General features: G+C 73.6%; 22 protein-coding genes and 1 pseudogene. 7 read left to right on the top strand and 16 right to left on the bottom strand.

The features are described from left to right. Window positions 1-3 precede the first annotated feature (3 nt). Complete coding sequence (locus tag OG294_RS36615) at window positions 4-1,758, top strand: FAD-dependent oxidoreductase (RefSeq protein ID WP_327070880.1); 1,755 nt, start codon at window positions 4-6, stop codon at window positions 1,756-1,758. 93 nt (window positions 1,759-1,851) lie between these two features. On the opposite strand, the gene OG294_RS36610 is transcribed toward OG294_RS36615, so the two are convergent. Next, window positions 1,852-2,901, bottom strand: a complete 1,050-nt coding sequence (locus OG294_RS36610; protein ID WP_327070879.1) for a saccharopine dehydrogenase family protein — start codon at window positions 2,899-2,901, stop codon at window positions 1,852-1,854. Between the two features lie 110 nt (window positions 2,902-3,011). Here OG294_RS36610 and OG294_RS36605 point away from each other — a divergent pair, with 110 nt between their 5' ends. Further along, complete coding sequence (locus tag OG294_RS36605; protein ID WP_327070878.1) at window positions 3,012-3,977, top strand: helix-turn-helix domain-containing protein; 966 nt, start codon at window positions 3,012-3,014, stop codon at window positions 3,975-3,977. Between the two features lie 12 nt (window positions 3,978-3,989). Here OG294_RS36605 and OG294_RS36600 read toward each other — a convergent pair whose 3' ends face one another. Together OG294_RS36600 and OG294_RS36595 are read right to left on the bottom strand one after the other, a co-directional pair. Beyond that, window positions 3,990-4,994 (bottom strand): alpha/beta hydrolase family protein, encoded by a 1,005-nt coding sequence (locus OG294_RS36600; RefSeq protein WP_327070877.1) that lies wholly within the window; start codon window positions 4,992-4,994, stop codon window positions 3,990-3,992. Next, a complete protein-coding gene (locus OG294_RS36595; RefSeq protein ID WP_327070876.1) occupies window positions 4,991-5,911 on the bottom strand; it encodes a zinc-binding dehydrogenase in 921 nt (306 codons plus the stop codon). Before OG294_RS36595 ends, OG294_RS36600 begins: the two co-directional genes overlap by 4 nt. Window positions 5,912-6,000: 89 nt before the next feature. Here OG294_RS36595 and OG294_RS36590 point away from each other — a divergent pair, with 89 nt between their 5' ends. Next, window positions 6,001-6,924, top strand: a complete 924-nt coding sequence (locus tag OG294_RS36590) for a LysR family transcriptional regulator (protein ID WP_327070875.1) — start codon at window positions 6,001-6,003, stop codon at window positions 6,922-6,924. 7 nt (window positions 6,925-6,931) lie between these two features. On the opposite strand, the gene OG294_RS36585 is transcribed toward OG294_RS36590, so the two are convergent. The 10 genes and pseudogenes from OG294_RS36585 to OG294_RS36540 all read right to left on the bottom strand — a co-directional run bounded on the left by OG294_RS36585 (window position 6,932) and on the right by OG294_RS36540 (window position 17,277). Further along, a complete protein-coding gene (locus OG294_RS36585; protein WP_327070874.1) occupies window positions 6,932-7,945 on the bottom strand; it encodes a phosphotransferase family protein in 1,014 nt (337 codons plus the stop codon). Next, complete coding sequence (locus OG294_RS36580; protein WP_327070873.1) at window positions 7,942-8,577, bottom strand: maleylpyruvate isomerase N-terminal domain-containing protein; 636 nt, start codon at window positions 8,575-8,577, stop codon at window positions 7,942-7,944. The genes OG294_RS36585 and OG294_RS36580 overlap by 4 nt, the downstream gene beginning before the upstream one ends. A gap of 295 nt (window positions 8,578-8,872) precedes the next feature. Beyond that, window positions 8,873-9,673 carry an aldose epimerase family protein gene (locus OG294_RS36575; protein WP_327070872.1) on the bottom strand — a complete coding sequence of 267 codons (801 nt, stop codon included), beginning with the start codon at window positions 9,671-9,673 and terminating at the stop codon, window positions 8,873-8,875. Between the two features lie 169 nt (window positions 9,674-9,842). Next, window positions 9,843-10,796, bottom strand: a complete 954-nt coding sequence (locus tag OG294_RS36570) for an SGNH/GDSL hydrolase family protein (RefSeq protein ID WP_327070871.1) — start codon at window positions 10,794-10,796, stop codon at window positions 9,843-9,845. 272 nt (window positions 10,797-11,068) lie between these two features. Continuing rightward, window positions 11,069-12,103, bottom strand: a pseudogene (locus OG294_RS36565) (alanine racemase); the annotation flags it as partial. Window positions 12,104-12,264: 161 nt separating this feature from the next. Beyond that, window positions 12,265-13,377, bottom strand: a complete 1,113-nt coding sequence (locus OG294_RS36560) for a lipid II:glycine glycyltransferase FemX (protein WP_327070870.1) — start codon at window positions 13,375-13,377, stop codon at window positions 12,265-12,267. Between the two features lie 83 nt (window positions 13,378-13,460). Then, complete coding sequence (locus OG294_RS36555; RefSeq protein ID WP_327070869.1) at window positions 13,461-14,681, bottom strand: L,D-transpeptidase; 1,221 nt, start codon at window positions 14,679-14,681, stop codon at window positions 13,461-13,463. Window positions 14,682-14,994: 313 nt separating this feature from the next. Beyond that, window positions 14,995-15,402 carry a protease pro-enzyme activation domain-containing protein gene (locus OG294_RS36550; protein WP_327070868.1) on the bottom strand — a complete coding sequence of 136 codons (408 nt, stop codon included), beginning with the start codon at window positions 15,400-15,402 and terminating at the stop codon, window positions 14,995-14,997. Between the two features lie 6 nt (window positions 15,403-15,408). Next, window positions 15,409-16,632 (bottom strand): MFS transporter, encoded by a 1,224-nt coding sequence (locus OG294_RS36545; RefSeq protein WP_327070867.1) that lies wholly within the window; start codon window positions 16,630-16,632, stop codon window positions 15,409-15,411. A 9-nt stretch (window positions 16,633-16,641) separates the two neighbouring features. Further along, window positions 16,642-17,277: a winged helix-turn-helix domain-containing protein gene (locus OG294_RS36540; RefSeq protein ID WP_327070866.1), complete on the bottom strand. Its 636-nt coding sequence runs from the start codon at window positions 17,275-17,277 to the stop codon at window positions 16,642-16,644. A gap of 122 nt (window positions 17,278-17,399) precedes the next feature. Here OG294_RS36540 and OG294_RS36535 point away from each other — a divergent pair, with 122 nt between their 5' ends. From OG294_RS36535 to OG294_RS36525, 3 genes are all read left to right on the top strand, one after another. Beyond that, complete coding sequence (locus OG294_RS36535; RefSeq protein ID WP_327070865.1) at window positions 17,400-17,840, top strand: helix-turn-helix transcriptional regulator; 441 nt, start codon at window positions 17,400-17,402, stop codon at window positions 17,838-17,840. An 82-nt stretch (window positions 17,841-17,922) separates the two neighbouring features. Further along, a complete protein-coding gene (locus tag OG294_RS36530; RefSeq protein ID WP_327070864.1) occupies window positions 17,923-18,342 on the top strand; it encodes a VOC family protein in 420 nt (139 codons plus the stop codon). A gap of 159 nt (window positions 18,343-18,501) precedes the next feature. Continuing rightward, window positions 18,502-18,705 carry a cold-shock protein gene (locus OG294_RS36525; RefSeq protein WP_327070863.1) on the top strand — a complete coding sequence of 68 codons (204 nt, stop codon included), beginning with the start codon at window positions 18,502-18,504 and terminating at the stop codon, window positions 18,703-18,705. Between the two features lie 40 nt (window positions 18,706-18,745). Here the strand turns inward: OG294_RS36525 and OG294_RS36520 are convergent, their stop codons facing one another. Together OG294_RS36520 and OG294_RS36515 are read right to left on the bottom strand one after the other, a co-directional pair. Then, window positions 18,746-20,308, bottom strand: coding sequence for a PTS transporter subunit EIIC (locus OG294_RS36520; RefSeq protein ID WP_327070862.1), 1,563 nt, complete (start codon window positions 20,306-20,308; stop codon window positions 18,746-18,748). Between the two features lie 292 nt (window positions 20,309-20,600). Further along, window positions 20,601-21,425, bottom strand: a complete 825-nt coding sequence (locus tag OG294_RS36515) for an SAM-dependent methyltransferase (RefSeq protein ID WP_327070861.1) — start codon at window positions 21,423-21,425, stop codon at window positions 20,601-20,603. A gap of 248 nt (window positions 21,426-21,673) precedes the next feature. Between OG294_RS36515 and OG294_RS36510 the strand changes: the two genes are divergently transcribed. Further along, a complete protein-coding gene (locus tag OG294_RS36510) occupies window positions 21,674-23,137 on the top strand; it encodes a hypothetical protein (protein WP_327070860.1) in 1,464 nt (487 codons plus the stop codon). An 80-nt stretch (window positions 23,138-23,217) separates the two neighbouring features. Here the strand turns inward: OG294_RS36510 and OG294_RS36505 are convergent, their stop codons facing one another. Then, window positions 23,218-25,182, bottom strand: coding sequence for an AMP-binding protein (locus OG294_RS36505; protein WP_327070859.1), 1,965 nt, complete (start codon window positions 25,180-25,182; stop codon window positions 23,218-23,220). Between the last annotated feature and the right edge of the window lie 86 nt (window positions 25,183-25,268).

Here is a 25,268-nt window from a genome sequence, read left to right as displayed (position 1 = left end):
GTGATGGACCGATCGACGGACGAGCGGCTGGGACGCCGCCAACTGCTCACCCGCGCCGGTGCGGTGGCGGTCGGCGGCGCGGTGGTGGGGCTGGCCGGGGGCACCGCCGAGGCGGCGGGGACAGCGAGTGGGAGTCCGGGTACGGGCACCGGAGCCGCCACGGCCGACCGTGGCGGCGCGCCGCAGGCGACACCGTTCGGGCCGGTGACGGTGCGGCCGGGCGACACCCGGTACGACAGCCTGCTGCGCGGCGACAACTGGCGATTCGTCGGGCAGCCGGAGGAGATCCGCGTGGTCGGCTCCACCGAGCAGGTGGTGCAGGCGGTGGGCGACGCTGTCCGCTCCGGGCGGCGGATCGCGGTGCGCAGCGGCGGCCACTGCTTCGAGAACTTCACCGCCGATCCCGCGGTGCGGATCCTGCTGGACCTCTCCCCGATGGACGCCGTCGGCTTCGACCCCGTGATGGGCGCCTTCGCGGTGCAGCCGGGGGCGACGCTCGGGCACGTGTACCGGACCCTGTTCAAGGGCTGGGGCGTGACGATCCCGGCGGGCGGCTGCCCGGAAGTGGGCGCCGGCGGGCACCTGGTCGGCGGCGGGTACGGGCCGCTGTCCCGCCGGTACGGCTCGGTGGTGGACCATCTGCACGCCGTGGAGGTGGTGGTCGTCGACCAGGACGGCAGCGCCCGCGCGGTGGTCGCCACCCGCGACTCCGACGACCCGAACCACGACCTGTGGTGGGCACACGCCGGTGGCGGTGGCGGCAACTTCGGCGTCGTCACCCGCTACTGGCTGCGCTCGCCCGACGCCACCGGCAGCGGCAGCGGCAGCGGCAACGGCAACGGCAACGGCAGCAACACCGTCACCGGCGCCACCACCGACCCGACGAAGCTGCTGCCGCCCGCGCCGGGCGAGCTGCTGGAGTGCCTGGTCGTCTGGGCCTGGGACGCGAAAATGAATGAACAGGCATTTACCACCATCCTGCGCAATTTCGGGACCTGGCACGAGGACAACAGCACACCCGGCTCCCCCGCGGCGGGCCTGTACGCCGTCCTCGAACCCGCGCACTGCAGCGCCGGCAGCTTCCAGCTGGTCGTGCAGATCGACGCGGGCATCCCGGGTGCCGACGCCCTCGTCACCGACTTCGTGACCGCTCTGACCGCCGACACGGACGTCACCGAAGTCCTCAACGGCCGGCGCACCATGCCCTGGCTGCACCCCATGACCTGGCCCGGCAACGGCGAACCCGGCGACATGATCACCCGCCGCTACAAGGAGAAGGCCGGCTACCTGCGCCGCCGCCTGACCGACGACCAGCTCTCCACCATCTACCGCCACCTGACGAACAGCACCGGCGGCACGACCAGCGGCATGCTCCTGGTCGGCTACGGCGGCCAGGTCAACACCGTCGCGCCGCAGGCCACCGCCGTCGCCCAGCGCGACTCGATCATGAAGGCCGTCTACCACGCCACCTGGGCCGACGAGTCGGACGACGCCGGCAACCTGGCCTGGGTCCGCGAGCTGTACCGCGACGTGTACCGCGACACCGGGGGCGTCCCCGTCCCCGGCGAGGTCAGCGACGGCTCCTACATCAACTACCCCGACGTGGACCTCGCCGACCCCGCGTGGAACACCTCCGGGACCCCCTGGCACGCCCTCTACTACAAGGACAACTACCCGCGCCTGCAGCAGGTCAAGGCCCGCTGGGACCCGTGCGACGTCTTCCGCCACGCCCTCGGGATCGAAGCGCCCTCCGCCTGACCGTGCCCGACCCGCCCGACCCACACGACCCGCCCGAGCGTGCCCGACCTCAAAGCGTGCCTGAGCGTGCCCGCTCTCAGAGCGCGCCCGACCTCAGGCGGGAGCCACCCCGAGCTCCACGGTGATGTGCGGTGACAGCGCACGGAGGAAGTCCCGCGCGTCGAAGACCTCGCCGGCGGAGGCGACGCCCGTCGTCATCGTCCGCCCGGAGAGGACCCGGTCCACGGCCTCCACCACCAAGGGGGCCGTGACGGCGTAGATGTCCTGCCCCCTGGCGACCGCGCGCCGTCGCTCCCCGCCGCTGTGCACGACGACGTCGACGAGGAAGGTCTGGTCGGACCGCCCGTGCGCGTCGACCGCGGTCGGCGCCGGGGTGTCCGGGTCCGCGATGTCCCGCGCCGCCTCGGTGGTCATGTAGGTGCGCACCTCGGGGATGGCCAGGTGGCTCGGGACGGTCACCACGTCGGCCATGGTGAACTCCCCGATGACGGCCCGCGGTCCCATCGGGGCGGGGAAGGCCCACTCCAGGGCCGGCGGGTCGTCATGGCGGCGCTCCAGCCGCCCGTTGGCGTACACGACGCGCCCGCCGCCCCGTCGCTCCCGGGAGACCGCGCCCGCTGTCCGGGTCCCCGCGGTGGGCTGCCAGCCGCTCAGCCCGTACGCGACGTGCGCCTCGTCGGCCGCCGTCCAGTCGCCCATCGCGGCGGTGACCAGCAGGTCGCCGAGGCCGCCGTAGAAGGCCATCGCCGGGACGACCAGCACACCCGCGGCGCGGGCACGGTCGGCGAACTGCGCGAAGGTGTCGGCGTTGGCCTCGATCTCGGCCGCCACATCCAGGTACGGGACCCGGGCGCGCAGCGCCGCCTCGATCACCGGGGCGGCCGTGGTGGCGAACGGCCCGGCGCAGTTGACGACGGCCGCCGCGCCGGCCAGGGCGCGGTCGAGCGAGTCCGGGTCGTCGACCGACGCGGGGCGGACCGAGGCCGGGCCGTCGAGTCCGAACTCGCGTGCCAGCGCGTGCAGTCGGTCGGCGTCGCGGCCGGTCAGGACGGGGACGAAGCCGCGCTCCAGCAGCTCCGCCACCACGAAGCGTCCGGTGTGCCCGTACGCGCCGAACACCGTCACCGTGTGTGCTGATCCCATGGGTTGTCCCCCGTGCTCGAATGATCTCTGCGCTCTGTCACGGACATCCTGGCGGTTGTGCGCACCCCGGGACGAGTGTCCGGAACGCCATCGCTCGTACAATTCCGGACATGGGAACTGTCGCACTGGCCGTCACCGACGGAATGCTGCACTTCGAGCTGGCCCTGGCCTGCGAGGTCTTCGGCGCCAACCCGATCGGCCTGGCGGACCCCTGGTACCGCCTCTCCCTCTGCGGGCCGGGCGCCGTGCGGGCCGGCCGGTTCCGGCTGGAGCCCGACCGCGGGCTCGACGGGCTCGCGGACGCGGACACCGTGATCGTCCCGGGCTGGGCCGACGTCGACCAGGATCCACCCGCCGACCTGGTCGACGCGGTGCGCACGGCCCATCGCGCGGGCGCCCGGGTGGCCTCGCTCTGCACGGGCGCGTTCGTGCTGGCCGCCGCCGGGCTGCTGGACGGGCGGAGCGCCACCACCCACTGGGCGCACACCCGGGCCCTGGCCGCCCGCCATCCCCGGGTGACGGTGGACCCGGACGTGCTCTACGTGGACAACGGCAGCGTGCTCACCTCCGCCGGCAAGGCCGCCGCGATGGACCTGTGCCTGCACCTGGTGCGCCTGGACCACGGCTCCTCGGTCGCCAACACCCTCGCCCGCCGCCTGGTCGTGCCCCCGCACCGTGACGGCGGCCAGGCCCAGTTCGTGACCACCCCCGTGCCCGCCCCCGACAACCACCCCCTGGCCGACCTGCTGCCCTGGGCCGTCGAACGACTGGACCAGCCGCTCACCGTCCAGGACCTGGCCCGCCGTGCCAACATGAGCTCGCGCAACCTGGGCCGGCACTTCAGGACGGTGACCGGCACCACCCCGCTGCAGTGGCTGCTGGTCCAACGGATCCGCCACGCCCAGGAGTTGCTGGAGACCACCGACGACAGCATCGAGGCCGTCGCGACGGCCACCGGCATGGGCACCGCCACCACGCTGCGCCGGCACTTCAACCGCACGGTCGGCGTGCCGCCGGACACCTACCGCCGCACCTTCCGCGCGCGCTCGATGCCCGCCGCGCGGAACCGGCCGTGACGGTGCGGCGGTTCAGCCGCCGGCCCCCGTCAGCGCCTGCGCCATCCGGTCCGCCACCCGGGGCAGCCAGTCGGGCCGCGCGTTGCCGAGCAGGTGATCGCCGTGCGGGACGGACAGGTAGCTGCCGTGCGGCGCCAGACGGGCCAGCGGCTCGCCGTTCGTCACGCCGGGAATGACGTCCTGCGCCCCGTCGACGACCAGCAGCGGAGCCGCGATGCGCGGTGCCAGCGCGGCCAGGTCGACCTGGCGGGCGAACTCCCGGGCCGCAGCCGCCCCGCCGGCCCGCGTGGCCATGATCTCCCTTACCGGAACAGGCAGTTCGTCCCAGTCGAGCCGGAAGGGCCCGCTGACGGTCGCGACCGTCGCCACCCGCGGCTCCAACGCCGCGGTCCGGGCGGCGAAGTAGCCGCCCAGGCTGAGGCCGACGAGCCCGATGCGCGCGACCCCCAGGGCATCGACGACCCGGCCGACCACCTGCTCGTACGCCGGCTGCAGGGTCGTGGTGGCCGCGAGCACGCCCTGCCCGGGGCCGTCCATCGCGAACACGGCCAGCCCCCGGTCCAGCAGCGCGGACGCCAGATCGAGGAACTCCTCCTTGGCCGAGTCCAGCCCGGGGACGACGACCACCGTCCCGGGCGCATCGGCCGGGCCGCGCAGCCAGCCGGTGAACCCCTCCCCGCTCACCCGCCGCGCACCGGGCTCCAGCAGGGCGAGCGCCTCCCCCAGGGCGCGGTCCGCCTGGGCGGCGGCCTCGCTCGCCGCCCAGGACGGTGCCAGGGTGGCGAGATGGAACCAGCGGGCCGCCGTCAGCCGGTACTCCCCCGCCGAGCGGGACGATCCCGCCTCCTGTGCGCGCTGGAGGTAGGCGTGTCCCGTGCGCGCGAAGGCCGGTCCGCAGTCGGCGACGGAGCCGAGGCCGTCGGTGACGCGCCGGTACTCGTGCGGGTCGACGCCCACACCGGTGGCGCGCGTCCACAGCGCGGCGGCGAACTCGGCGGCGAGATCCCGGGCGCTCATCGTGCTCCTCCCGTCAGCAGCACGGCCTTGCCGCGGATGCGGCGCTCGCGCAGGTCGACCAGCGTGTCGGCGGTCTGCGCCCAGTCGGCGGTCCGGCCGATCTCCGGGTGCAGTCGGCCCTGGTCCACCAGGCTCACCAGGGACTTGAGGTCGGCGTCGTACGGCGCACCGGCATAGTGGAAGTGCTGGATCCTCACGCGCTCGGGCCCGCCCAGGAGTTGGAAGAAGTCGAGGGTCACCGGGGTGCGGCTCGCCTGGCCGAACCAGACGAGCAGGCCGCCCGGGCGGACCTTGGAGAGGGCGACCGGCAGATCCGGCCCGCCCGTGGACTCCAGCACGATGTCGAACGGCCCCTGCGCCGCCGCGACGTCGTGCACGACCGTGGCGCCCAGCTCCGCGAGCCGCTCGCCACGCTCCGGTGTGGCCGTCACCGCGGTCAGTTCGGCGCCGGCCCCGACGGCCAGTTCGGTGACGTAGTGCCCGACGCCTCCCGAAGCTCCGGTCAGCAGCACCCTCCGACCGGCCGGTGAGCCGGCCGTGCGCAGCAGCCGCAGGGCGGTGATTCCGGCCAGCGGCAGGGCCGCCGCCCGTACGCTGTCGATGCCGTCCGGGAGCGCCGCGAGCGAGTGCGTGGGCACCGCGGCGTACTCGGCCCAGCCGCCCTGGGCCGGATGCCCGACCACGCGGGTGCCGATGCCGGGGCCCGTGCCGTCCGCTGCGGCCTGCACGACGAGCCCCGCGATGTCCTTGCCGGGAAGCACCCCCGGCCGGGGGCGTTCGAGGAGGAAGGTCTCGCCGCGGTTCGGCGCGAACGCCTCGACCTTGACCAGGGCCTCACCGGGCCCCGGGACGGGTTGGGGGGCCTCGGCGAAGGCGACCGGACGCGCCTGCTGGCCCGTGGGAATCAGTCTCTGCATGCCGATGATGCAACCGCTCGGGCCGACCCGGGGTCCAACAACAACCGGGGGAATCCGACAACCCCTGGTTGTCACCTAAGGTGGGCGCCATGGATCTCGACGTGGCGCAGGTACGTGCCTTCGTGCGCACCGCCGAGGAGCTGCACTTCGGCCGGGCCGCCGCGGCCCTCGGCATCAGCCAGCAGGCGCTGTCCAAGCGGGTCGCGCGGCTGGAGTCCCTGCTCGGCACCAGGCTGCTCGAACGCGGCGCCACCGGGGTGCGCCTCACCGAGGCCGGGGCGCGGTTCCTGCCGCCGGCCCGGCAGACCCTGGCCGCCGCCGATGCCGCGGTCGCGGCGGTGGTGGGGCCGGACCGCCCGCTGCACGTGGACGTCTGGGGGCACCTCTACGCGCCGATGCGGACGCTGGCCCAGGTCGCCGGCCGGGCCGGTGAGCTGGTGCTGGGACACGGGCGCGATCTGCCGTCGGTGACGACCGCGCTGCTGCACGGCGACATCGACGCGGCCTTCGGCCGGGTCCACCCGCCGCTGCCCGCCGCGCTCACGCACCGGCTGGTCCGCCTCGAACCGGTGGACGCCGTGCTGAGCGCGGACCATCGGCTCGCGACCGAACCGGCCCTGCGGCCCGAGCAGTTGCGCGACAGTCTGCTGTGGGCACCCGGCCCGCTGGAGCGGCTCGACTTCCTGCACCAGTTCGCCGAGCGCTTCGGCATCCGGCACCGGAGCGCGAGCGTCAACCTGGGCCTCCCCCATTTCCTCGCCGAGGTCGCCGAAGAGCCGCACCGCTTCTCGCTGCTGCCCGCCGACCTGTCCCTGCCGCAGGTCCCGGGCCTTCGCACCGTCCCGCTGGTCGACCCCACCCCGCTGTACGCCTGGTCGCTGCTCTGGCCCGCCGGCGGCGGGCACCCCGGCCTGGCCGGCCTCGTCGCGGCCTGCACCGCGCAGGCGGCGCAGCACCGTTGGCTGGAGTACGACCCGAGGAACGACTGGCTCCCCGAGCCACCGGCGCGGTGACCGGCCCTCACCCGTCCCGCAGGAACGCCAGCGCCTGCTGCAGGTTGTGCTCCGCGATCCCCCGCATGAAGTCGCGGTCGGGGAAGTCGCCGTCCAGCAGCCGCAGCGGACCGGCGACCAGGGACAGGCGCATCGCCAACAGGTAGCACTCCAGGCGCTGTTCGTCCAGGCCGCCGGGGTCGAGCCGCTGGTGGTGGGAGCCGAAGCGGATCCGCAGGAAGGCGTGCTCCCATTCGGCGTCGAAGAACATCAGGCCCTCGATGTCGATCAGGACCGGCTGCCCGAACCGGTCCACCAGCACGTGGTCCGGGCCGAGTTCACCGTGGACGAGGGCGTACTCCGCGCGCGGGCGCACCCGGGCGGCCAGGATGCGAAGCCTCTCCTCCAGCCGGGCGCGGGCATCCGCGAGGCGTGGATCGCGCGAGGCGGCTTCGGCGAGGTCGTCGAGCGCCCGATCGAGGACGATCCCCTCGCACGACTCCCCGCGGGAGTGACCGCCGCCGTCGATCAGCGCGACCTTGCCGAAGTGCGGCGCGGTCGAACTCCTCAACACGTCGAGCAGCGCGGCTAGTTGCTCCAGCGTGGCGGCTGCCCGGCGAGGATCGCGGTCCAGCAGCGTCTCCAGGTTCTCGCCGGGCACGTCCTCGACCACCGCGAGGTCCGCCGGGTAGTGGGCTCCGCTGCGGTCGGCCCAGTGGAGGCGGGGCGTGCGGATCCCCAGGGCCGCCAGGCGCCGGTGGGCTGCCTGGAAGAGGTCGAGCCCCGAGGCGGCCGAGAAAGGGTCGGCGTGGTCCTGGGCGGCGTCGGCGGGCGCGGTGGGCCAGTAGTTCTCGGCCTCGTGCCAGCTGTAGAGGATCGCGGTCGAGTCGTCGTCGAAGGTCAGCCGGTACACGCCCTTCTTGGTGCCGCCGCGCAGCCGTGCCACGCCGACGAGGCGGCGGCGGGCACCCAGGGCCGCGCGGGCGACGCCCGCGAGCTGCTCCGGCGTCGGCACACCGCGGATCTGCTCGCGGCCGCTCACAGGGCGTTGACCGCCGCGGGTGCGCGTTCGGCGCGGGCCAGGGCTCGGAGCAGGGCGGGCTGGCCGTGGCGGCGGGCGGCGAGGCGGGCCAGCAGGGTCAGGACGGGGTCGAAGGCGGCGTCGGGGAGTTGAGGTGCGGCGGTTCCCACGCTGACGGCGAGGTCGTCGAGGTGGACGGCCAGCTCCAGCAGCCGTGTGGTGAGGAAGTCGTCCAGCCGCAGCGACCACCCGGTCGGCGACAGGAAGACGGCCTGCTCGCCGGAACGCCCGGCGAGCAGCGCCCGCTGCCCGGTGAGGGAGCCGCGGGCCCGCTCGGCCAGCGCGCGGGCGCCCTCGGCCGCGATGTCCGCGCCCTTCGCCCGGATTCCGGTGTTGGCCTCGCCGTCGAGCGGCGCGTCGATCCAGGCGGCGCGCGCGTAGTGCTCCAGCAGCGGGATGGGCTCCTGCTGCGGCTCGGGCTCCGCCAACGAGGTGTCGACGCTGAAGATCTGGTACGCGAGATGGCCGGCCAGGCTGCCGACCGTCATCCTGGCGAGCGCGCTGGGTTGCTCCCACGCTGCGTCAACTTCGGTGCTCGCCAGCAGTTCCACTGCCAGACTCGCGGCGGCCAGGTAGCCGTCCTTGACACTCATGCAACCCCCCGGGATCCGAGCCCCGAGACTACCGTGGGTCCGACGGCCGGACAGGCCGTAGGCCGTGTCTCACCATTCCCACCAGGCGCGCGACGCCGGCCCGCAGCGTCAGCTGCTGATGTCGCTGCCCGCCTGGACGCACCGGCGAATCATCCACGTACGACCCAGTACGAGGACGCTTCGCCGGCACGCCCAGCCGGGCGCCACCCAGCCGCCAGGCTGGGTGGTGGGGGTGCCTCCCGGCCGAAGGCTGGGGGAGCCGCGCGCTGATCCGACGCGAATGGTGAGACACGGCCTAGCCGAGGGTCCGCCACGTCCAGGTGGTGGAGATCTCCAGCGGGTCGATGGGGGTGACCAGGCGCGGGAGGGTGTTGAGGCCGTTCGGCGGGCCGCTCTGCGGCTCGACGGCGATGGCCTCGGCCTGTTCGTCGTAGACGACCACCCACTCCGCGTGGCTGGTGACCTTCAGCTCCAGGGCGCCGGGCCAGGTGAGGGTGACGTCCACGCCGTCGGGCATGCCGAAGCAGTCGTCCCAGGGGCTGGGCAGCGGCTCGATCCGCCGGCCGGTCGGCAGGTGGTCCTCGCCGCGCTCCTCCTGCCAGGCGGGGTCGAAGGCCAGCTGGAGCGGGCCGCCGGTGCCGAGGTCGCGCAGGAACCAGGGGTGCCAGCCCGCCTGCGCGGGGAAGCTGTCCTGGTAGGTCTCGACGCCCATCGTCAAGGTGAGCCGGTCCTCGGCGAGTTCGACGACCTGGGTGACGCGGCCGGGGTAGGGCCAGGGCTCGGCGAGGTCGTAGAAGAAGGCGGCGGAGTTCTCGTCGGCGCGGGCGGTGCGCCAGGCGGTGTCGCGGCCGGTGCCGTGGATGGCGTGCGGTGCCGCGTTGACGGGCAGCTGCACGAGCTCACCGCCGTTGCGGAACCGGCCGAGTTCGGTGCGCCCGCACCACGGCACCATCGGGAAGCAGCCGAACCTGGCGCCCTGCCGCAGCAGTTCGACGCCACCGACGCGCAGCCCGGTGATCCGGCAGCCGTTGTGCGGATCGACGGTCAACTCGGCATCGGCAGCCTTGAGCAGGACGGTGGTGTCGTTGTCGGCCATGGGTGTCCCTCCCTCGTGGACGCGAGGCTATCGGAACAAGGCCGGTGCCACCGGGAAACAGCTCCGGCCGCCACGAGAATTCTCGTGACGGCCGGAGCGACGGGGCGCCGTGACGACCGCAGTCAGGGCCGGAGCGGACGGCGTCGCGTCGTGTGCGCCGTTGCTCCAGCTACTTCAGCGCCGCGAGGACCGCGCCGGCCATCACCTGCTCGCCGGTGGCGTTGGGGTGGAACGGGACGGCCGGCGAGCCGGGCAGCGCGCCCTCGATCCAGCGGTCGTCGGAGCAGACGTCGTGGCCCGCGGTGGGCGTGGCGGTGTCCACGAAGGTGGCGCCGTTGGCCGCCGCCGTGCTCGCCAGCATGCCGTTCAGCTGGTCGAGGATCCCGCGCAGGTAGGCGACGTCGCCTACGGTGACGGGCTGGCGGCCCGCGCAGCTCGCGGCGTCCGCGGGCAGGACGGACGGGTAGCCGACCAGCATCACCTTGGCGCCGGGGGCCTTGGCGTGGATCTGCTGGAGGGCCGTGGCGAGCGCGGGCGCGGCACTGTTGATCCGGTCCACCAGCGTGTCGTCACCGTACTGCCAGCTCCAGCTGAACGTGCCCCAGTTGAACGCCCAGTGGCCGTGGGCGTAGACGTCGTGGCAGGGCGTGCCGAGCGGGTTGACCACGGCACCCGCGATGCAGGTGGCGATCACGTCCCCGATCCCGAGGTCGGAGGTGCCGAGCTCGTTGCCGCCGATGCCGAGGGTGACCAGTTGGGTCTTGGCGGAGATGGCGTTGATCTGCGGGTCGTTGACCTTGATGCCCAGGTCCGTCTGGGCGCCGGTGATGTCCTTCACCTTGGCGGCGGCACAGGTGACATCCGTGTACGAGCCGACATTCAGCGCGGCGGCCACCAGATGACCGTAGTTGTGGTCCGAACGAAGGCAGAGCCCGGCCGACTGGTCGAGGACTCCGGCTCCTGCCGCATAGGAGTCGCCGAGTGCGACATAGGAGTTGTAGCTCGCTCCGGTGCGCGGCGCGGTGGTGGCACTGGCCGAGGGCGCGGTGGCCGCGACCAGCGAAGTGGCCAGGGCGAGGCCGCCGCAGAGGGTGGCGGCAAGCTTTCGGGCAGGGCTCGGCACGGTTTCTCCTGGGGGCGCGGAAGAACAACGGGTGGGGGGCGCGTGGGAGGTGCGGGGGCGTGCGTGGGGGGGCTGCCTGACGCAGCTACTACTGGCAGGTAAGTTACCGTCAGGTTTCGTGGTCGTCCACAGAATCGCGGCTAATTTTTCCCCGGCTGCCCGACAGGGAAATTCCGAATTTCGCTCCACTGTGGAGTGGAATGAATTTCGATCCGCTCCGGAGCGGAATACGGCACGCGCCCGCGCACCGGACCACCCGCGCCGATTCGGGCCACCCGGTCGAAATGCGTGGTGGTGGAGCGGATCCGCAGCGGCAGTTCGTCGCCGATCGCCGGGGGCCTGGCGGTGCCGGTCACCCGGGCGGCGGGCAGGAAGACGATGCTGACCTGCATGTGCGGCGGTTCGGCGAACCAGAGTTGACGGCCCTGCCAGTGATAGGGCGACAGGGTGCGGTTCACGGTGGCCAGGCCCGCGCGGACGAGGCCCTTGATCCGGGGCATCAGCCCGCGCACGTACCTGGGCGCCTCCAGCCCGATGCCGTGCGCGGTGCCGCCGGAGACCACCAGCAGGTGGCCGTCGGCGGGTGCCTTGTGCTGGCGGTAGCCGTACCGGGCGCCCTTGGCGACGGGAACGGTGTCCAGCACGGTGGCGCGGGCCGCCATGCCGCCCTCGTCGCCCAGCCACAGCCGGGTGCCGATCCGGCAGTGGAAGCGCGTGTCCGGGTGGCGTTCGGCCAGCCTGGCGAGCTCGGCGGCGCTCACGTGGCTGAGGTGGAAGGTGTGGGTGGGCAGCCCGGCGGCGGCCACCGCCCGGACCCAGCCACTCACCTCCTCGACCGGGTCGGAGCGGTCGGGCCGGTCCAACGGCAGGTGCAGCGCGAAGCCTTCCAGGCAGACGCTCGCGGCGAGGCCGGCGAGTTGGGCGAGGTCGGTGCCGGCGATGCCGTGGCGGCTCATGCTGGTCATGCACTCCACCACCACCTTGCCGCCGGCCAGCGCCCGCACCGCCTCCAGACCGGCGACCGTGCGGATCACCTGCCGCAGCAGCGGTACCGGCTCCTCCCCCGGCCGGTACGGGGTGAGCACCAGCACCTCGCCGTCGTACCAGCAGACCGCCTCGGCCGCCTCGGCCGGCGTGCCCACCGCCAGCAGCGGCACCCCCAGCCTGGCGGCCTCCTCGGCGAGCAGGCGGTTGCCCAGGCCGTAGCCGTTGCCCTTGGCGACCGGGACCAGGGTGGGGAACTCGGCGAGCACCGCGCGCTGATGGGCCCGCCAGCGGTCGGTGTCCAGGTAGAGCGAAAGGGGCATCGGGCTCTCCCAGGGTGATTCGTAGGTACGGACGGTCCGGGCGACCGGCCTGCGTGCGGGCACGACGGATCGCCGGGCCGACGCCACGGCGGGCGCCGGTCCGCGGGATTCAGGGGTTCAGGGGGTACGGCAGGCTCAGCGGGTCCGCCGGGCTCAGCGGCTCATCGGCGGCGTTTCAGGTAGCGGCCGAGCGCCTCGTGCAGCAGCCTGTTGAGCGGGAAGTCCCACTCGCCAAGGTGTTCGACGGCCTGGCCGCCCGTGCCGACCTTGAACCGGAGCAGGCCGGCGAGGTGGTCACCGGGCACCAGGGTGTCGCTGATGCCGCGCAGGTCGTACACGCTCGCGCCCAGCGCGTACGCGTCGCGCATCATCCGCCACTGGATCGCGTTGGAGGGCTTGACCTCGCGCCTGTGGTCGGCCGAGGCGCCGTAGGAGTACCAGACGTGCTCGCCAACGGCGAGCATCGTGGTGGCGGCCAGCGGTTCGCCGTCCAGGTAGGCGATGTACAGCCGCATCCGGTTGGGGTCCTCGGCGGTCAACGCCGTCCACATCCGCTGGAAGTAGGCCAGCGGGCGCGGGGTGAAGCGGTCGCGTTCGGCGGTGACCTCGTAGAGCCGGTGGAAGACCGCGAGGTCCTCGTAGCCGCCCTGGACCACCTCGACGCCGCTCTTCTCGGCCTTCTTGATGTTGCGCCGCCACAGCTGGTTGAAGCCGCGCTGGATGTCGTCCAACGACCTTCCCGCCAGCGGCACCTGGAAGACGTAGCGCGGCTGCACGTCGCCGAAGCCGGCGCCGCCGTCCTCGCTCCGCAGCCAGCCGGCCCGGCGCAGCCCGTCCACCAGCTCGAAGCACTGCGGCTCGTGCCAGTCGGCCTCGACGTCCCGCAAACGTCGGGCCGTTCCGCCCGCGATCGCGTCCTTGACGGTCGCCGCCTCCCAGCGCCGCAGCGCCACCTGCGGGCCCATCTTCACCGAGAAGGCACCCTGCGCCTTCAGGTGCGCCAGCATCGGGCGCAGCCAGCGCCGGTCCAGCTCCGGATCGAACCAGTCGATCACCGGACCCTCCGGCAGGTAGGCCAGGTACCGCTTCAGCAGAGGCAGTTGGCGGTAGAGCACCAGCCCGGCGCCCACCACCGCACCGCTCTCGTCGATCCAGCCGATCGACTCGCTGCGCCACTGCGACTTCAGCTCGCCCCAGGAGGGCAGTTGCATGGGGCTGGCGGAGCGGCGGCCGGCCACGAAGGCCCGGTGTTCGGCACGGCTGATCGTCCGCACGGTCGGTCCCGTGGCCGGGTTCCGCTCCTGGTGCGAGGGATACGAGGGAGGTGTCGGACTGCCCGCAAGCAGCCCGGCGACCGTCACCAGGTGCTCCACGGCATGTTCCAGCCGCTCAGGCCGTTGTCCGGCGCCACCTGGCCGCCCTTGGAGTTGACGACCTTGACCACGTCGCCGACCAGCGAGTCCGCGTAGAACGTGCCTGCCACCGAGGTGTCGCTGCCGCCCTTGACGTCCTCCAGGCCGACGCAGCCGTGGCTGTTGTTGGAGTGCCCGTAGGCGCCCGCGGACCAGTAGTTGCCGTGCACGTAGGTGCCCGAGTCGGTCAACCGCATCGAGTGCGGGACCACCAGGTCGTAGTCCCCCGCCTTGAGGCCCGGCACGGTGGCGGAGTTCATCTCCACCGTGCCTTCCTTGGCACTGATCACCATGGTGCCGTTCCAGGAGGCGTGGTCGTCCGAGCCGGCGGTGATCGGGATCCGGCGCAGCTCCTGGCCGTCGCGCTGGACGTCCATGGTGTGCGCCGCAGCGTCGACGGTGCTGATCTGTGAGCGCCCGATGGTGAACTGCTCGTCACGGTCGCGACCGCCGTACACGCCGGGCGCCACCTCCACGTTGGAGAGCCGGACGTGCACCTTCACCGTGGTGCCCGGCTTCCAGAAGTCCTCCGGGCGCAGCTCCAGCCAGTTGTCGTCGTCGAACCAGTGGCCCTTGACCTGGGTGCCGTCGGACGCCTCGACGGTGATGCCGTTCGCCACCGCCGCCTTGTTCGTCACGGCGCGCTGGAAGTCGACCTTGATGATCATGCCGACGCCGTAGGTCCGACCGGTGTCGATGTTGTCGCCGGACCGGCTGGTCCTGGCCGGGGTCAGCGTGGTGAACGTGCTGTCGGCGCCGGCCACCACGCCCTGGGCGTCCACGGCCCGAGCGCTGACCCGGTACTGCGAGGAGACCGAAAGACCGGCCGCCGGGACCCAGTTGGTCCCGTCGGCGGCCATCGTCCCGGCCACCGCCTTGCCGTCCTTGTCGGTCACCGCGACCTGGGTCAGCTTGCCGTTCGCCACGGCTATCTTCAGCGCGTCCGGCGCCACCCCCTGCGCGCCGTCCTTCGGCTCGACGTCCAGCACGGCCGCCGAGGTCTTCGGCGACGGCGGGGCGGCCGGTGCGGACGGCGAGGCGGGCGGGCTGCCCGGGGCCGCCGCCCGGTCCGAGCTGCCCGCGCCGGCCGCGTGACTGCCGCCATCACAGGCCGTCACCAGGAGCAGCACGCTGCCCACGGCCAGTCCTATGCGTATCGCCTTCATGCCACATCCCTTGCTCCGGCGTTCCTCGCTCCCTCCTTCAAACGGCCCAAGGGGCGGTTCAGGTCGCAGCTGACTTTCAGATTTTTTTCATCGCCCCTCGTCAGGCGCTCCTTCCGGAGGCCGCCGGGGGCTTGTCGACGGGTGCAGGAGTGCGGGTCGGGGTGGTCGGCGCCCGTGCCCGAGGTGTCGGATCCCGGGCCCGGGCCGGCCGGCCGAGCCGTGCCGGAGCGGTGGTGCAGCCGCGCTGGGTCCGGGATGGATCCACCGCGCGGCCACCGTCAGTGACGGGCGAAGAAGCGCGCGAAGTCCGCGGTCACCGCGCCGACGCCGATGACGTCGTCGTGGCCGGAGCGGTGGCGGCACTCTGCGGCACAGCGGCCTGGGGCGTTGCCGTCCGGGACGCCGCGGGACGGGGTGCTGCGGGACGGGGTGCTGCCGCCTGCGGCACCGTGGTCCGCGGCGCCACCGTGCCGGCGGCGTCCGGTACGTAGGGGTTGTCGGAGTCGAGGCCGAGCACCGTGCTGATGTCGTGGCCGAGCGCGGTCGGCATCGAGACACCGGTCACCGGGCGCAGGAACACGGGATCCTGCCCCGCTCCCCAGGCGTAGCCGTGCACCGAGGTGGCGAACGCCGTCCGCGCCTGGTCCACGGTCGCGGTGACCGCCAGGTCGTGGGCGTTGGCTCGGCGGACCGGACCACCGGGGGACGCCCGGCGCGTCACGACCGCTCAGCCGGAAGGGACGGGTTGGGGCGAGCATTCGGTCGCCCCCGATCCCTGCCGCTGTTCGGGCCGGGTGGCGAGGTAGAGGGTGGCGAGGGCGAGCACGCCCGCGGCGACGTAGCACAGGTCCCGGTAGTACAGCGCGGAGACGAGCGCGGCGCCGGTGGCGATGCCCAGCGACTGCCCGCCGACCACGAGGAAGTTGTCGGCGCCGACCACCCGGCCCAGCAACTCGCCCGGGGTGTTCAGTTGGATCGCGGTCATGGCGCCGACGATGGCGAACGGCAGCCCCAGCCCGAGCAGCAGCGCGCCGCCGACCACGACCGCGTCCTCGGGCACGGCCAGCACCAGGGCGGACGCGCCGGTGACCGCGAGTCCCAGCGCCGCCAGCCGACCGGGGCCGAGCCGGCGGGCGAGGGCTCCGGCCCAGAGCCCGCCGAGGATCCCGGTGACGCCGACCGCCGTGGCCAGGACGCCGGTCCAGGCCGGGGAGTGGTGCAGGCCCGTGGTGACGATCGCGATGTCGAGCGTCTCGAAGAAGCCCATGACGAAGACCCCCGCGGTCATCGCGACCGTCAGCTGACGCAGCGCGGGCCGGCGGACCAGGAACGCGAAGCCCGCGGCGGCCTCGTGGCGCCACCGCGCGCCGGACGGCTGCGGTTTCTCCTCCTCGACCCGGACGAACGCCCAGCAGAGCACGCCGGCCGCGAAGCTGGCCGCGTCCAGCACGGCCACCGCACCGCCGCCGTGCAGTTCGAGCAGGCCCACGCCGAGCGCCGGGGTGATCAGGCGCTGGCCCTGCGTCAGGGCCTGGGCGAACCCGTTCGCAGAGCCCACCAGCTCCTCGGGGACCAGCCCGGGCAGCAGCGCGGAGGTCGCCGCGCTGCTGATCGAACCGGCCAGTCCGTAGAGGACCATGACGCCGTAGACCAGCCAGACCTGGTCCGCGCCGTGCACCTGCGTGAGCACCAGCACCAGCAGGCCGGTGGCCGTGTTGGTGACCATGATCAGCGGCTTGCGGCGGACCCGGTCGACGAGCAGGCCGGTCAGCGGTGAGAGCAGGGTGCCCAGGGTGAGGCAGAGGAAGCACAGGCCCGCCTTCGCGGTCGAGCCGGTCAGCTCCCTGACCCAGATGCCGGCGGCCAGCCAGAGCGCGTAGTCACCCATCTCGCTGAGGCTGTTGCCGAGGAAGTACAGGCGTATCCGGGGTAACGCGAGGAGCTTGCCCATGACACGGGGTCACCTTTCCGGTTCGGTGGGGAGGAGGACCTCGAAGGGGTGGGTGGCCGTCAGCACCTCGAAGGGCACGGAGCCCTCCGGGCGGGCGGCCGGATCGTCGATGCGGTCCGTGAACCGCATCAGGACGCTCGCGATCTCGCGCTGCGCCTGCTCGACCTCCGCCGTGGTGGCGAAGAGCACGAACTGGCTCTGACCGCTGACCGACCGCACCGCCTGCGGGTACTGCTCGCGGTGGCTGTCGTAGTGGCGCACCCGGGCCCACCAGCGGTCCAGCACGACATCACCCAGCGCCCGGGCCGCGTGACCGACGGTCAGATCGGGGTTCTCGGAGTCGATGCGCAGGCTGACCGCGCCGAGCTTCCACGGCCGTTCCCGCCCGGTGCCGCCGCCCGCCTCGACGACGTACTCGTACTTCGCCAGCGTGCGCAGGTGGTACGAGACGTTGGGGACGGTGCCGCCCACGATCCCCGCCGCCTCGGTCGCGGTGAGCGGGCCGCCCACCGCGAGTGCCTCCAGCAGCGCGATGCGTGTCGGGTGCGCGAGCGCGCGCAGCGCTCGTGGATCCGTCTCGTTGCGCATCGCGGCGTACGGGTCGTCACCGGCCGGCGGGGTGCTGTCGCGCTCTGGAGTGCTCACACCGAGGAGCATAGGCTCGCAAGAACCCTTTCGAAAGGGTTCTTGCGAAAGAGTTCTCCCGAGGCGCTGCCGAGCCCTCCAGCGGCGGCCCGATGTCACACCTGCTGCCTACGCTGGGTTCCGTGACCGCACATCCCCCCGCCCGACATCTGATGCGCGCCAAGGACCTCGCCGACGCGCGGTACGCCGATCCGCTCACGGTCGCCGAGCTCGCGGCGGCCGCCGGGCTGTCCCCCGCCCACTTCAGCCGCGCGTTCCGACGTGCCTTCGGGGAGTCACCGCACGTGTACCTGCTGACCCGGCGGCTGGAGCGCGCGGCCGCGCTGCTGCGCACCACCGACCGGCCGATCGCCACCGTCTGCCTGGACGTCGGGCTCAACAGCCTGGGGTCGTTCACCACCAGCTTCACCCGGATGTTCGGCCGCACCCCGGCGGCCTACCGGGCCGCGTTCCCGCCGGCCGCCGCGCACGCGATCGTGCCCGGCTGCGTGCAGCGCGCCTACGGCCGGCCGCAACACCGCACGTTTCGAGAAGACGGCCCGCAGGGTCCCGCCCTAGCGTGACGGTATGGCCCGCGCACCGCGGCCGACCTGTCCACACGTGCGCGCAACACACTGACAACCAGCCGATATCAGGAGGCTCACCATGATCAAGATCGCCACCGCGCAGCTCTGGGTGCACGACCAGGAGGAGGCCCTCGCCTTCTACACCAAGAAGGTGGGCCTGGAGGTCCGGTCCGATGTCACCCTCCCCGAGATGGGGGACTTCCGCTGGCTCGCCGTCGGTCCGGCCGGGCAGGAGGACGTGTCCATCGTGCTGATGGCCATCCCCGGCCCGCCGGTCCTCGATGCCGAGACCCAGTCCCAGGTGCGCGAGCTGACCGCCAAGGGCGCGGCCGGCACCGTCTTCCTCACCACGGACGACTGCGACGCCACCTACCAGGAACTCTCCGCCCGGGGCGTGGAGTTCAACGAGGAGCCGACCGACCGACCCTACGGCCGCGACTGCGGGTTCCGTGACCCCTCCGGCAACAACATCCGGCTCACCCAGCTCGCGGAGCTGTGACCGCACCCGCCACCCCATCCGGATGATCCCCCGACGACACCGGCGAATCAGCCGACCGGACACCGGCCGGGGTGACAGGGTGCAGGGGCCGGGGCCCGCGACGGACCCCGGTCGGTGCCGGTGAACTGGCGCCGTGACGTGGGCCGAAGGACGGAACAGATGGCAACTGGCAAGGTGAAGTGGTTCAACGCCGAGAAGGGCTTCGGCTTCATCGAGCAGGATGACGGCGGCCCGGACGTGTTCGTCCACTTCTCCGCCATCCAGAGCCAGGGATTCCGCTCCCTGGAGGAGAACATGGAGGTCGACTACGACGTGGTGCAGGGGCCCAAGGGGCCCCAGGCCGAGAACGTCGTACCGCAGTAGCGACCCGGGTACCGAGGGCGGCCTGCCGGGCAGGCCGCCCTCACCCCGTTCTCCCGGTCAGCGCGGTGGCCACGGGATCGCCGTCCGGGCCGGCCTCGCCCGGCTCTTCGGCGTTGAGCTCGGCCAGCATCGCCTTGGTGAAGCCGAAGCAGTAGGTGGCCAGGAACCCGGCCAGATAGCCGACGAACAGCCCGCCGGCGTAGACCAGCAGCGTGCTCCCCAGGCCGTGGTTGCCCTTCAGCAGGGGGAACAGGGCCCACCCCGAGGGGCCGATCGCCGTCGAACCGACCTCGGTGCCCAGCATGCTGCACAGGCCGATGAAGGCACCGCCGGCCGCCCCGCCGAGACAGGCGGTGACGAAGGGCCGGCCGAGCGGCAGCGAGACCCCGTAGATCAGCGGCTCGCCGACGCCCAGCAGCCCGGTGGGCAGCGCGGACCTGATGGTGGCCCGGATCGACGGATTGTGGCGCAGCCGCAGGTAGACGGCGAGGGCGCAGCCGACCTGCCCGGCGCCCGCCATCGCGAGGATCGGCAGCAGGACGGTGTAGCCGTGCTGCTCGATGAGCGTGGTGTGGATCGGGATCAGCGCCTGGTGCAGGCCCAGCATCACCAGCGGCAGGAAGAGTCCGCCGAGCAGCAGCCCGGCGAACGCGCCGCCGCGGGCCATCAGCCAGCCGGCCGCCGTACCGACCGCGGCGGCGACGTGCCCGGCCACGAACATCAGCCCGAACACTGTGACCAGGCCGGTGACCAGCAGGGTCAGCGTGGGTGTGACGAGGACGTCGAGCGCCGCGGGCACCCGGCGCCGGCAGCCGCGCTCCACCCGGCTCGCCAGCGCCGCCGCGCCCAGCGCGCCCAGCACACCGCCCTGACCGGCGGTCAGCTGCTGGCCGAACGCCGAGACGTGGGAGACCCCCGGGAAGACGATCACCGCCGCGGCGGCGCCGCCCAGCATCGGTGTGCCGCCGCACACCCTGGCCGTGTGGTAGCCGACGAACACCGCGATGAGAGCCAGGAAGCCGCCGCTGATCGCGTTCAGCGCCGGGACCAGCGCGGGCAGCCAGTGCAGGGTGGTGAACAGGCCGGCCACGCCCGCGATGACGCCCGACCCGATCAGGGCCGGGATCAGCGGGACGAAGATGTCGGCGATCCGCCGCAGCACCTCCTTGGCGGGTGTCGCGTTGCGCTGCCGCGCGGCGCCGCGCAGGGCCGCCCCGCGCTCGGCCAGCTGCTCGGCGGTCGCGGGGTGAACGGCGGTCGCCTCCGCGGTCGCCGCAGGCTCGGTGCCCACCAGCCCCTGCGCCGGCGCCGGTGTCTGTGCCTGCGCCGGTGCCTGTGACTGTGCGCGCTGCCGTGCGAGCAGCTCCTCGAACGCCCGGGCGACCCGCGCCACGCCGGGGCCCAGCACGATCTGGTACGTCGCGCCGTCGACCACCCCCAGCACGGCCGGCAGCGCGGTGAGCGCGGCCTCGTCCACCAGCGCCCCGTCCCGCAGGCCCAGGCGCAGCCGGGTCATGCAGTGGGCGACGCCGGTGATGTTGCCGGCTCCGCCGAGCAGCGGAAGCAGGGCTGCGGCGACTGCCTGGTCCTGGTCGGCGGACATGGTGCTGGCCTCCGCTGCGGTGCCGGTGGGCGGGGGCGCCGGCCCCTCGCGCTCGGCGCCCGGTCGCCCGGGGCGGCGGTGCCACCGCGCGCGCCCCGCGCCGAACCGTACCGGCCCGGGCCCGCGGCGGGGCGCCGCCACGAGCCGGGTGGGCGAGGAACGCGTCGATCGGCGCAGTGCGGCGGACCTGGCGCCGGCGGCGCGGCGGGGTGCCGGCGGCGCGACGGGGTGCCGGCGGCGCGACGGGGTGCCGGCCGCCACGTGCCGGCGGTCGGGCCGTCGGCCGCCCGCGCTACGGCTTGCGGCCGAGCCCCGCGTAGGCCATCACCTGGTTGTCCGCCAGGGCCGGGCCGTCGTCCAGCTCCGGGTACCAGCGGTTGATCAGCACCACGCCGGGATCGTCCAGCTCAAGCCCGTCGAAGAAGCGCGCCACGCCCGCCTGGCTGCGCAGGTGGTTCTCGATGCCCGCCTCCCGGTAGCGCCGGGAGGCCACCTCGGCGCGCTCCGGGATGGAGTCCGCGGTGCCGGCGGTCAGGGCGAGGAAGCTTCCGGCGGGCAGCGCCTCCAGCAGCTGCGCGACCAGCGGCAGGGCGACCTCATCGGAGAGGAAGTGCACGATGTTGATCAGGGTCAGCGCCACCGGCTGGGTCAGGTCCAGGGTCGCGCCGAGCAGCGCCGGGTCGGCGAGCAGCTTCTCGGGGTCGCGCAGGTCGCAGTCGACGTAGGCGGTGCGGCCCTCACGGGTGCTGCTGAGCAGGGCGCGCGCGTGGGCGAGCACGATCGGGTCGTTGTCCACGTAGACGACCCGGGTGGCCGGGTCGATGGACTGGGCGACCTCGTGCAGATTGGGCGCGGTGGGGATGCCGGTGCCGATGTCCAGGAACTGCCGGACGCCGTGCACCGTGGCCAGTCGGCGGGTCATCCGGTGCATCACGGCACGGGCCGCGCGGGTGGAGACGCGGGCGCCGGGCCACTCGGTGAGGATCGTGTCACCGGCGGCGCGATCGGCGGCGAAGTTGGTCTTGCCGCCGAGGAGGTAGTCGTAGACCCGGGCGGGGTGCGCCCGCTCGGTCTGCAGGTCGACCTCCGGTATCCAGTCGTCCTGATCCTGCGTCATCCAGGAGACACCCTCGAAACTCGCCACCCGTCATCCCTCCACGTTCGATGTCGAGGGCAACTGAACCACAGCAGGTGAGGGCGCGTCAGCCCGGCTCCCTGCTGAAATCGGTGAACCTCGGTCATCGCCGGTCCGGGATGGTCACAGCGGTGTGCCCGTTCCCCATCCTTCGAACGACATGTTCATGAATTCCCCTCATATTTTCCGATCCTCGGACCAGCGATCGGGTCGGCCTCTAGGCTCGGCCCGTGGCACGAGCGGAGCGAGCGGATCGGGTGGAGCCGGCGGACCCGGGGGCAACACCAGCGGTGGACCCGGCGGGGTGGGAGCAGGCCTGGACCGGCGGCCGACGGTGCGTCCACCTCGGCAACGTGGCCGACTTCAACGCCCAGTTCCTCGACCCCGGCTTCTTCGCCGACCCACTGCCCGGCAGCGCGCCGACCACCACCGCACGCGGCGGGCACCAGGTGCTGCTCGACTGGCCGAGCCAGGGCCACCGGTACGCCGCGCTCACGCCGTTCTACAGCCCGCACCCCGCCGCCGTCGTCCTCCCCCGGCACCTCGAACCGGCCTGGCTCGACGTCCTGACCCGACAGTTGGAGTGGGACCCGGTCGAGGTGCACAGCGGCATCGCCGAGCAGGACTGGTTCTGGCCCGCGCTGACGGCCCGTCCGGTGCTGCTCGGGCGGCTGCGCGAGCGCGGGCTGCCGTTCGTCCCGTGGGGCAGGTCGCCCGGCGAGGCCCTGCCGGAGGGCCCGGGGGGCAGCGAAGTCAGGGCACTGGTCCGGCGCTTCGAGTCGAAGCGGGCCGCCCTCGAACTCTTCCGGGCGACCGCCGCCGACGGCCACCCCCAGGTGCCGGTGCGTCAGGCCCAGTGGCTGGACACTCCCCGCGCACTCACCCGGGCCATCGGCCGGGCGACGGCCCGCGGCCGGAGCGTGGTCCTCAAGGCGGAGTACGGCGTCGCCGGTCTCGGCACCGCCGTGGTGACCCCCGGGCAGGTGGCGGCGGCCGGCGGCGCACGGGCGCTGCTGGACGCGCTGACGGCCCTGGACCCGCTGATCCGCGACCGCGGCGGCATGCTCCTGGAGCCCTACGTCGCGGGCGCCACCGAGCTGCGGGACCTGACCTTCGACGCGGTGGTGGCCCGGGACGGAGGCGTCCATCCGGTCGGCGTGGCGGTGATGCACGTGGCCGGCACCGGCTACCAGGGTGCGACCGTGGGGCCGGATGTGGTGCCGCCCGAACTCGCCGAGCGGGCCACCCGGTTCGGCCTGGACGTCGGGCGCAGGCTGGCCGGGCTGGGCTACCGGGGCTGGTACGACATCGACTTCGTCGCCGGCCCGGACCGCACGCTCGCCCCGATGGAGACCAATCTGCGGCTGACCGGCCCCGCCATCGCCTTCATGATCAAGGCCCGGCTCGACCGGGTCCGCGGCCCCGGTCACCTCGTCCGGGTCCTGGACGAGCTCCCGCTGGGCGCGCGGCTGGCCCAGGAGCACCTCTTCGACCACCTGCAGCGGCTCGCCCGCCGCTGCGAGCGCCACGGCGCCCTGCTGCTGCCGACGCTGCCCGACACCGCCTTCGACCCGATCCCCTCGGTCGGGGTGGCCATCGCGGCGCGGTCGCGCTCCGCACTGGACACCGCCGAGGCTCTGGTCCGCGCCGCCAACGCGGACCTCGGCCTGCTCTTCGCCGGCCTGGTCCGCTGAGCACCGCCAGCGGACTCGCCTGCTGCTGAGCGCCACGCCGGTGAGCAGGGCTACAGGGTGCGGCGCTATCGGGTGCGGGGCTACGGGGTGCGGGGCGGGCGGTCCGCAGGCGGCGGGCCGGGTCGTCGCCGGGCCGGCCACCAGCGCAGCGGCCACCACCGCGCCCGCCTTTGCGGAGCCGGGCGCGCCAGTGCTCCGGCCGGCCCGGCTCCCACGGCCCGGCCCTTGAGCGCGGACGCCCGGGTCTTGCCGAGCGGCACCCCCGCCTTGCCCCCAGCAGCCGCCTTGCGTCCCGCACCCACCGGAACCGCCCCGGCCCCCTTGGCACTCCCGGCAGCCACGGCGCCCGCGGCTTCGAGCTGCTGGGCGGCCGGCAGCGGCAGGCCAGCGCGATCCACCTTGCCGGCCCGGGTGCGGGGCAGCACCGGCAGCGGCACCACCACCTCCGGTCCCCGGCCGCCGGGCAGCCGCTCGACCGCGTGGGCCCGCACCTGCTCGGCGTCGAACGGCGCCTCGGGGTCGACCGGCACCACGTACCCCACGCGCACCAGCGGGCGCTGCGCCGCACCGGCCTCGGCCGACTCGACCGGGATCAGCTCGATGTCGGCCGCCCAGCTCTCGGCCACCAGCGGATGGGAGCGCAACACGCCGTCGAGTTCGGCCAGTTCGGCCACCGCCTCGACCCCGCCGTTGGTGTCGAGCCGGCCGAGGTACTCCACCAGGCCGTCCTCGCGCAGCCGCCCGGCGTCCCCCGTCCGGTAGCAGAGCGGGCTGCCGGGGCGGAGGTCGACGGGGTGGAACCGCGCCGCGGTCAGCGCCGGCTCGCCGAGGTAGCCGCGGCCGACCACCGCGCCGGCGAGCTGGATCTCCCCCACCACCCCGGGGCCGACGGGCCGGCCGGCCGCGTCGACCACCATGACCTCCGTCCCCGGATAAGGCCGGCCGATCAGCGACACCCGCTCGGGGTGGGTCACCGGGCCCGGCAGATCGGCCGGTTCGAAGTGCAGGTTGTCGATCCCGGCCTCGGCCGTCCCGTAGCTGTTGACCACTCTGACCTGCTCGCCCAGGTACTGCTGCACCTCCAACTGCCGGTCCAGGTACCACTTCTCGGCTCCCACCAGGAGCAGCCGCACCGACCCCAGCCGCAGCCCGAACCGGCCGACGTGGGCGTAGAGCCGCTGGAACGTCCGGGCGCTGATGCCGACGACGGTGACCTGCTGGGTCGTCAGGAGCTGGTGGAGCGCGCCCAGGTCGGGCGTGCGGTCCAGGGTGACGTTGGGCTCGAACATGATCAGCGAGCCGCCGGAGCAGAGGGCGCGCAGCCAGTCGGCGGTGAACACGTCGAACTCGAAGGTGGTGCTCTGCAGATGGCGGTCGGCCGGGGTCAGCCCCAGCTCCCGCTGCCAGCCGTGGAAGGCGCTCAGCAGGTTGCGGTGCTCCAGCAGCGCACCCTTTGGCAGGCCGGTGGAGCCCGAGGTGAAGAAGACACAGGCCAGGTCGGCGGCGTCGACTGCGGCGTCGATCACGGCGGCGGCGGCTGCTGCGGCGCTCGCGGGCGTGGCGGCGCGCGGGCCGGGCAGCGCTTGCGCCTGGGCCTCGCGGTCCAGGAGGCGCAGCGGGCGGTCGGTGGCGTCGGCCAGCCGGACCCGGTGCGCCTCCTCGGTCAGCACGACGAACGGCTCGGCCCTGGCCAGCACGTGGCGCAGCAGCCGGTCGGGCGCGGTCGGCTCCACCGGGACGTAGGCGCCGCCGGCCTTCAGCACCCCGAGCATCGCGACCAGGACCAACGGCGAGCGCCCCAGCGACACCACCACCAAGCCACCGCGCGGCAGTCCGAGGTGCCGCAGCTCGGCGGCCAACCGGTCGGCCCTGCGGTCGAGTTCGCCGTAGCTGAGCTGCTCGGTGCCGCACCGCACCGCCACGGCGTGCGGGTCCCGGCGCGCCTGCGCCTCGAAGGCGGCGTGCACGGTCGCGGGGCGCGGCGCCTCCCGGCTGCCGCGTTCGGTGGCCGGGTCCATGTCCTCGCGTGGTTCGTCCTGTGGCATCCGCCCTGCCCCCAGATCCCTTGGATCGCAGTCTGCTCGGTGACCTCAACCGCCAGTCTATGGAGGAGTGTTCACCCAGGAGCGGG

The sequence above is a fragment of the Kitasatospora sp. NBC_01302 genome, assembly GCF_035976515.1.
Lineage (GTDB): Bacteria > Actinomycetota > Actinomycetes > Streptomycetales > Streptomycetaceae > Kitasatospora.
This window is presented reverse-complemented; position numbering and strand designations above follow the sequence as displayed.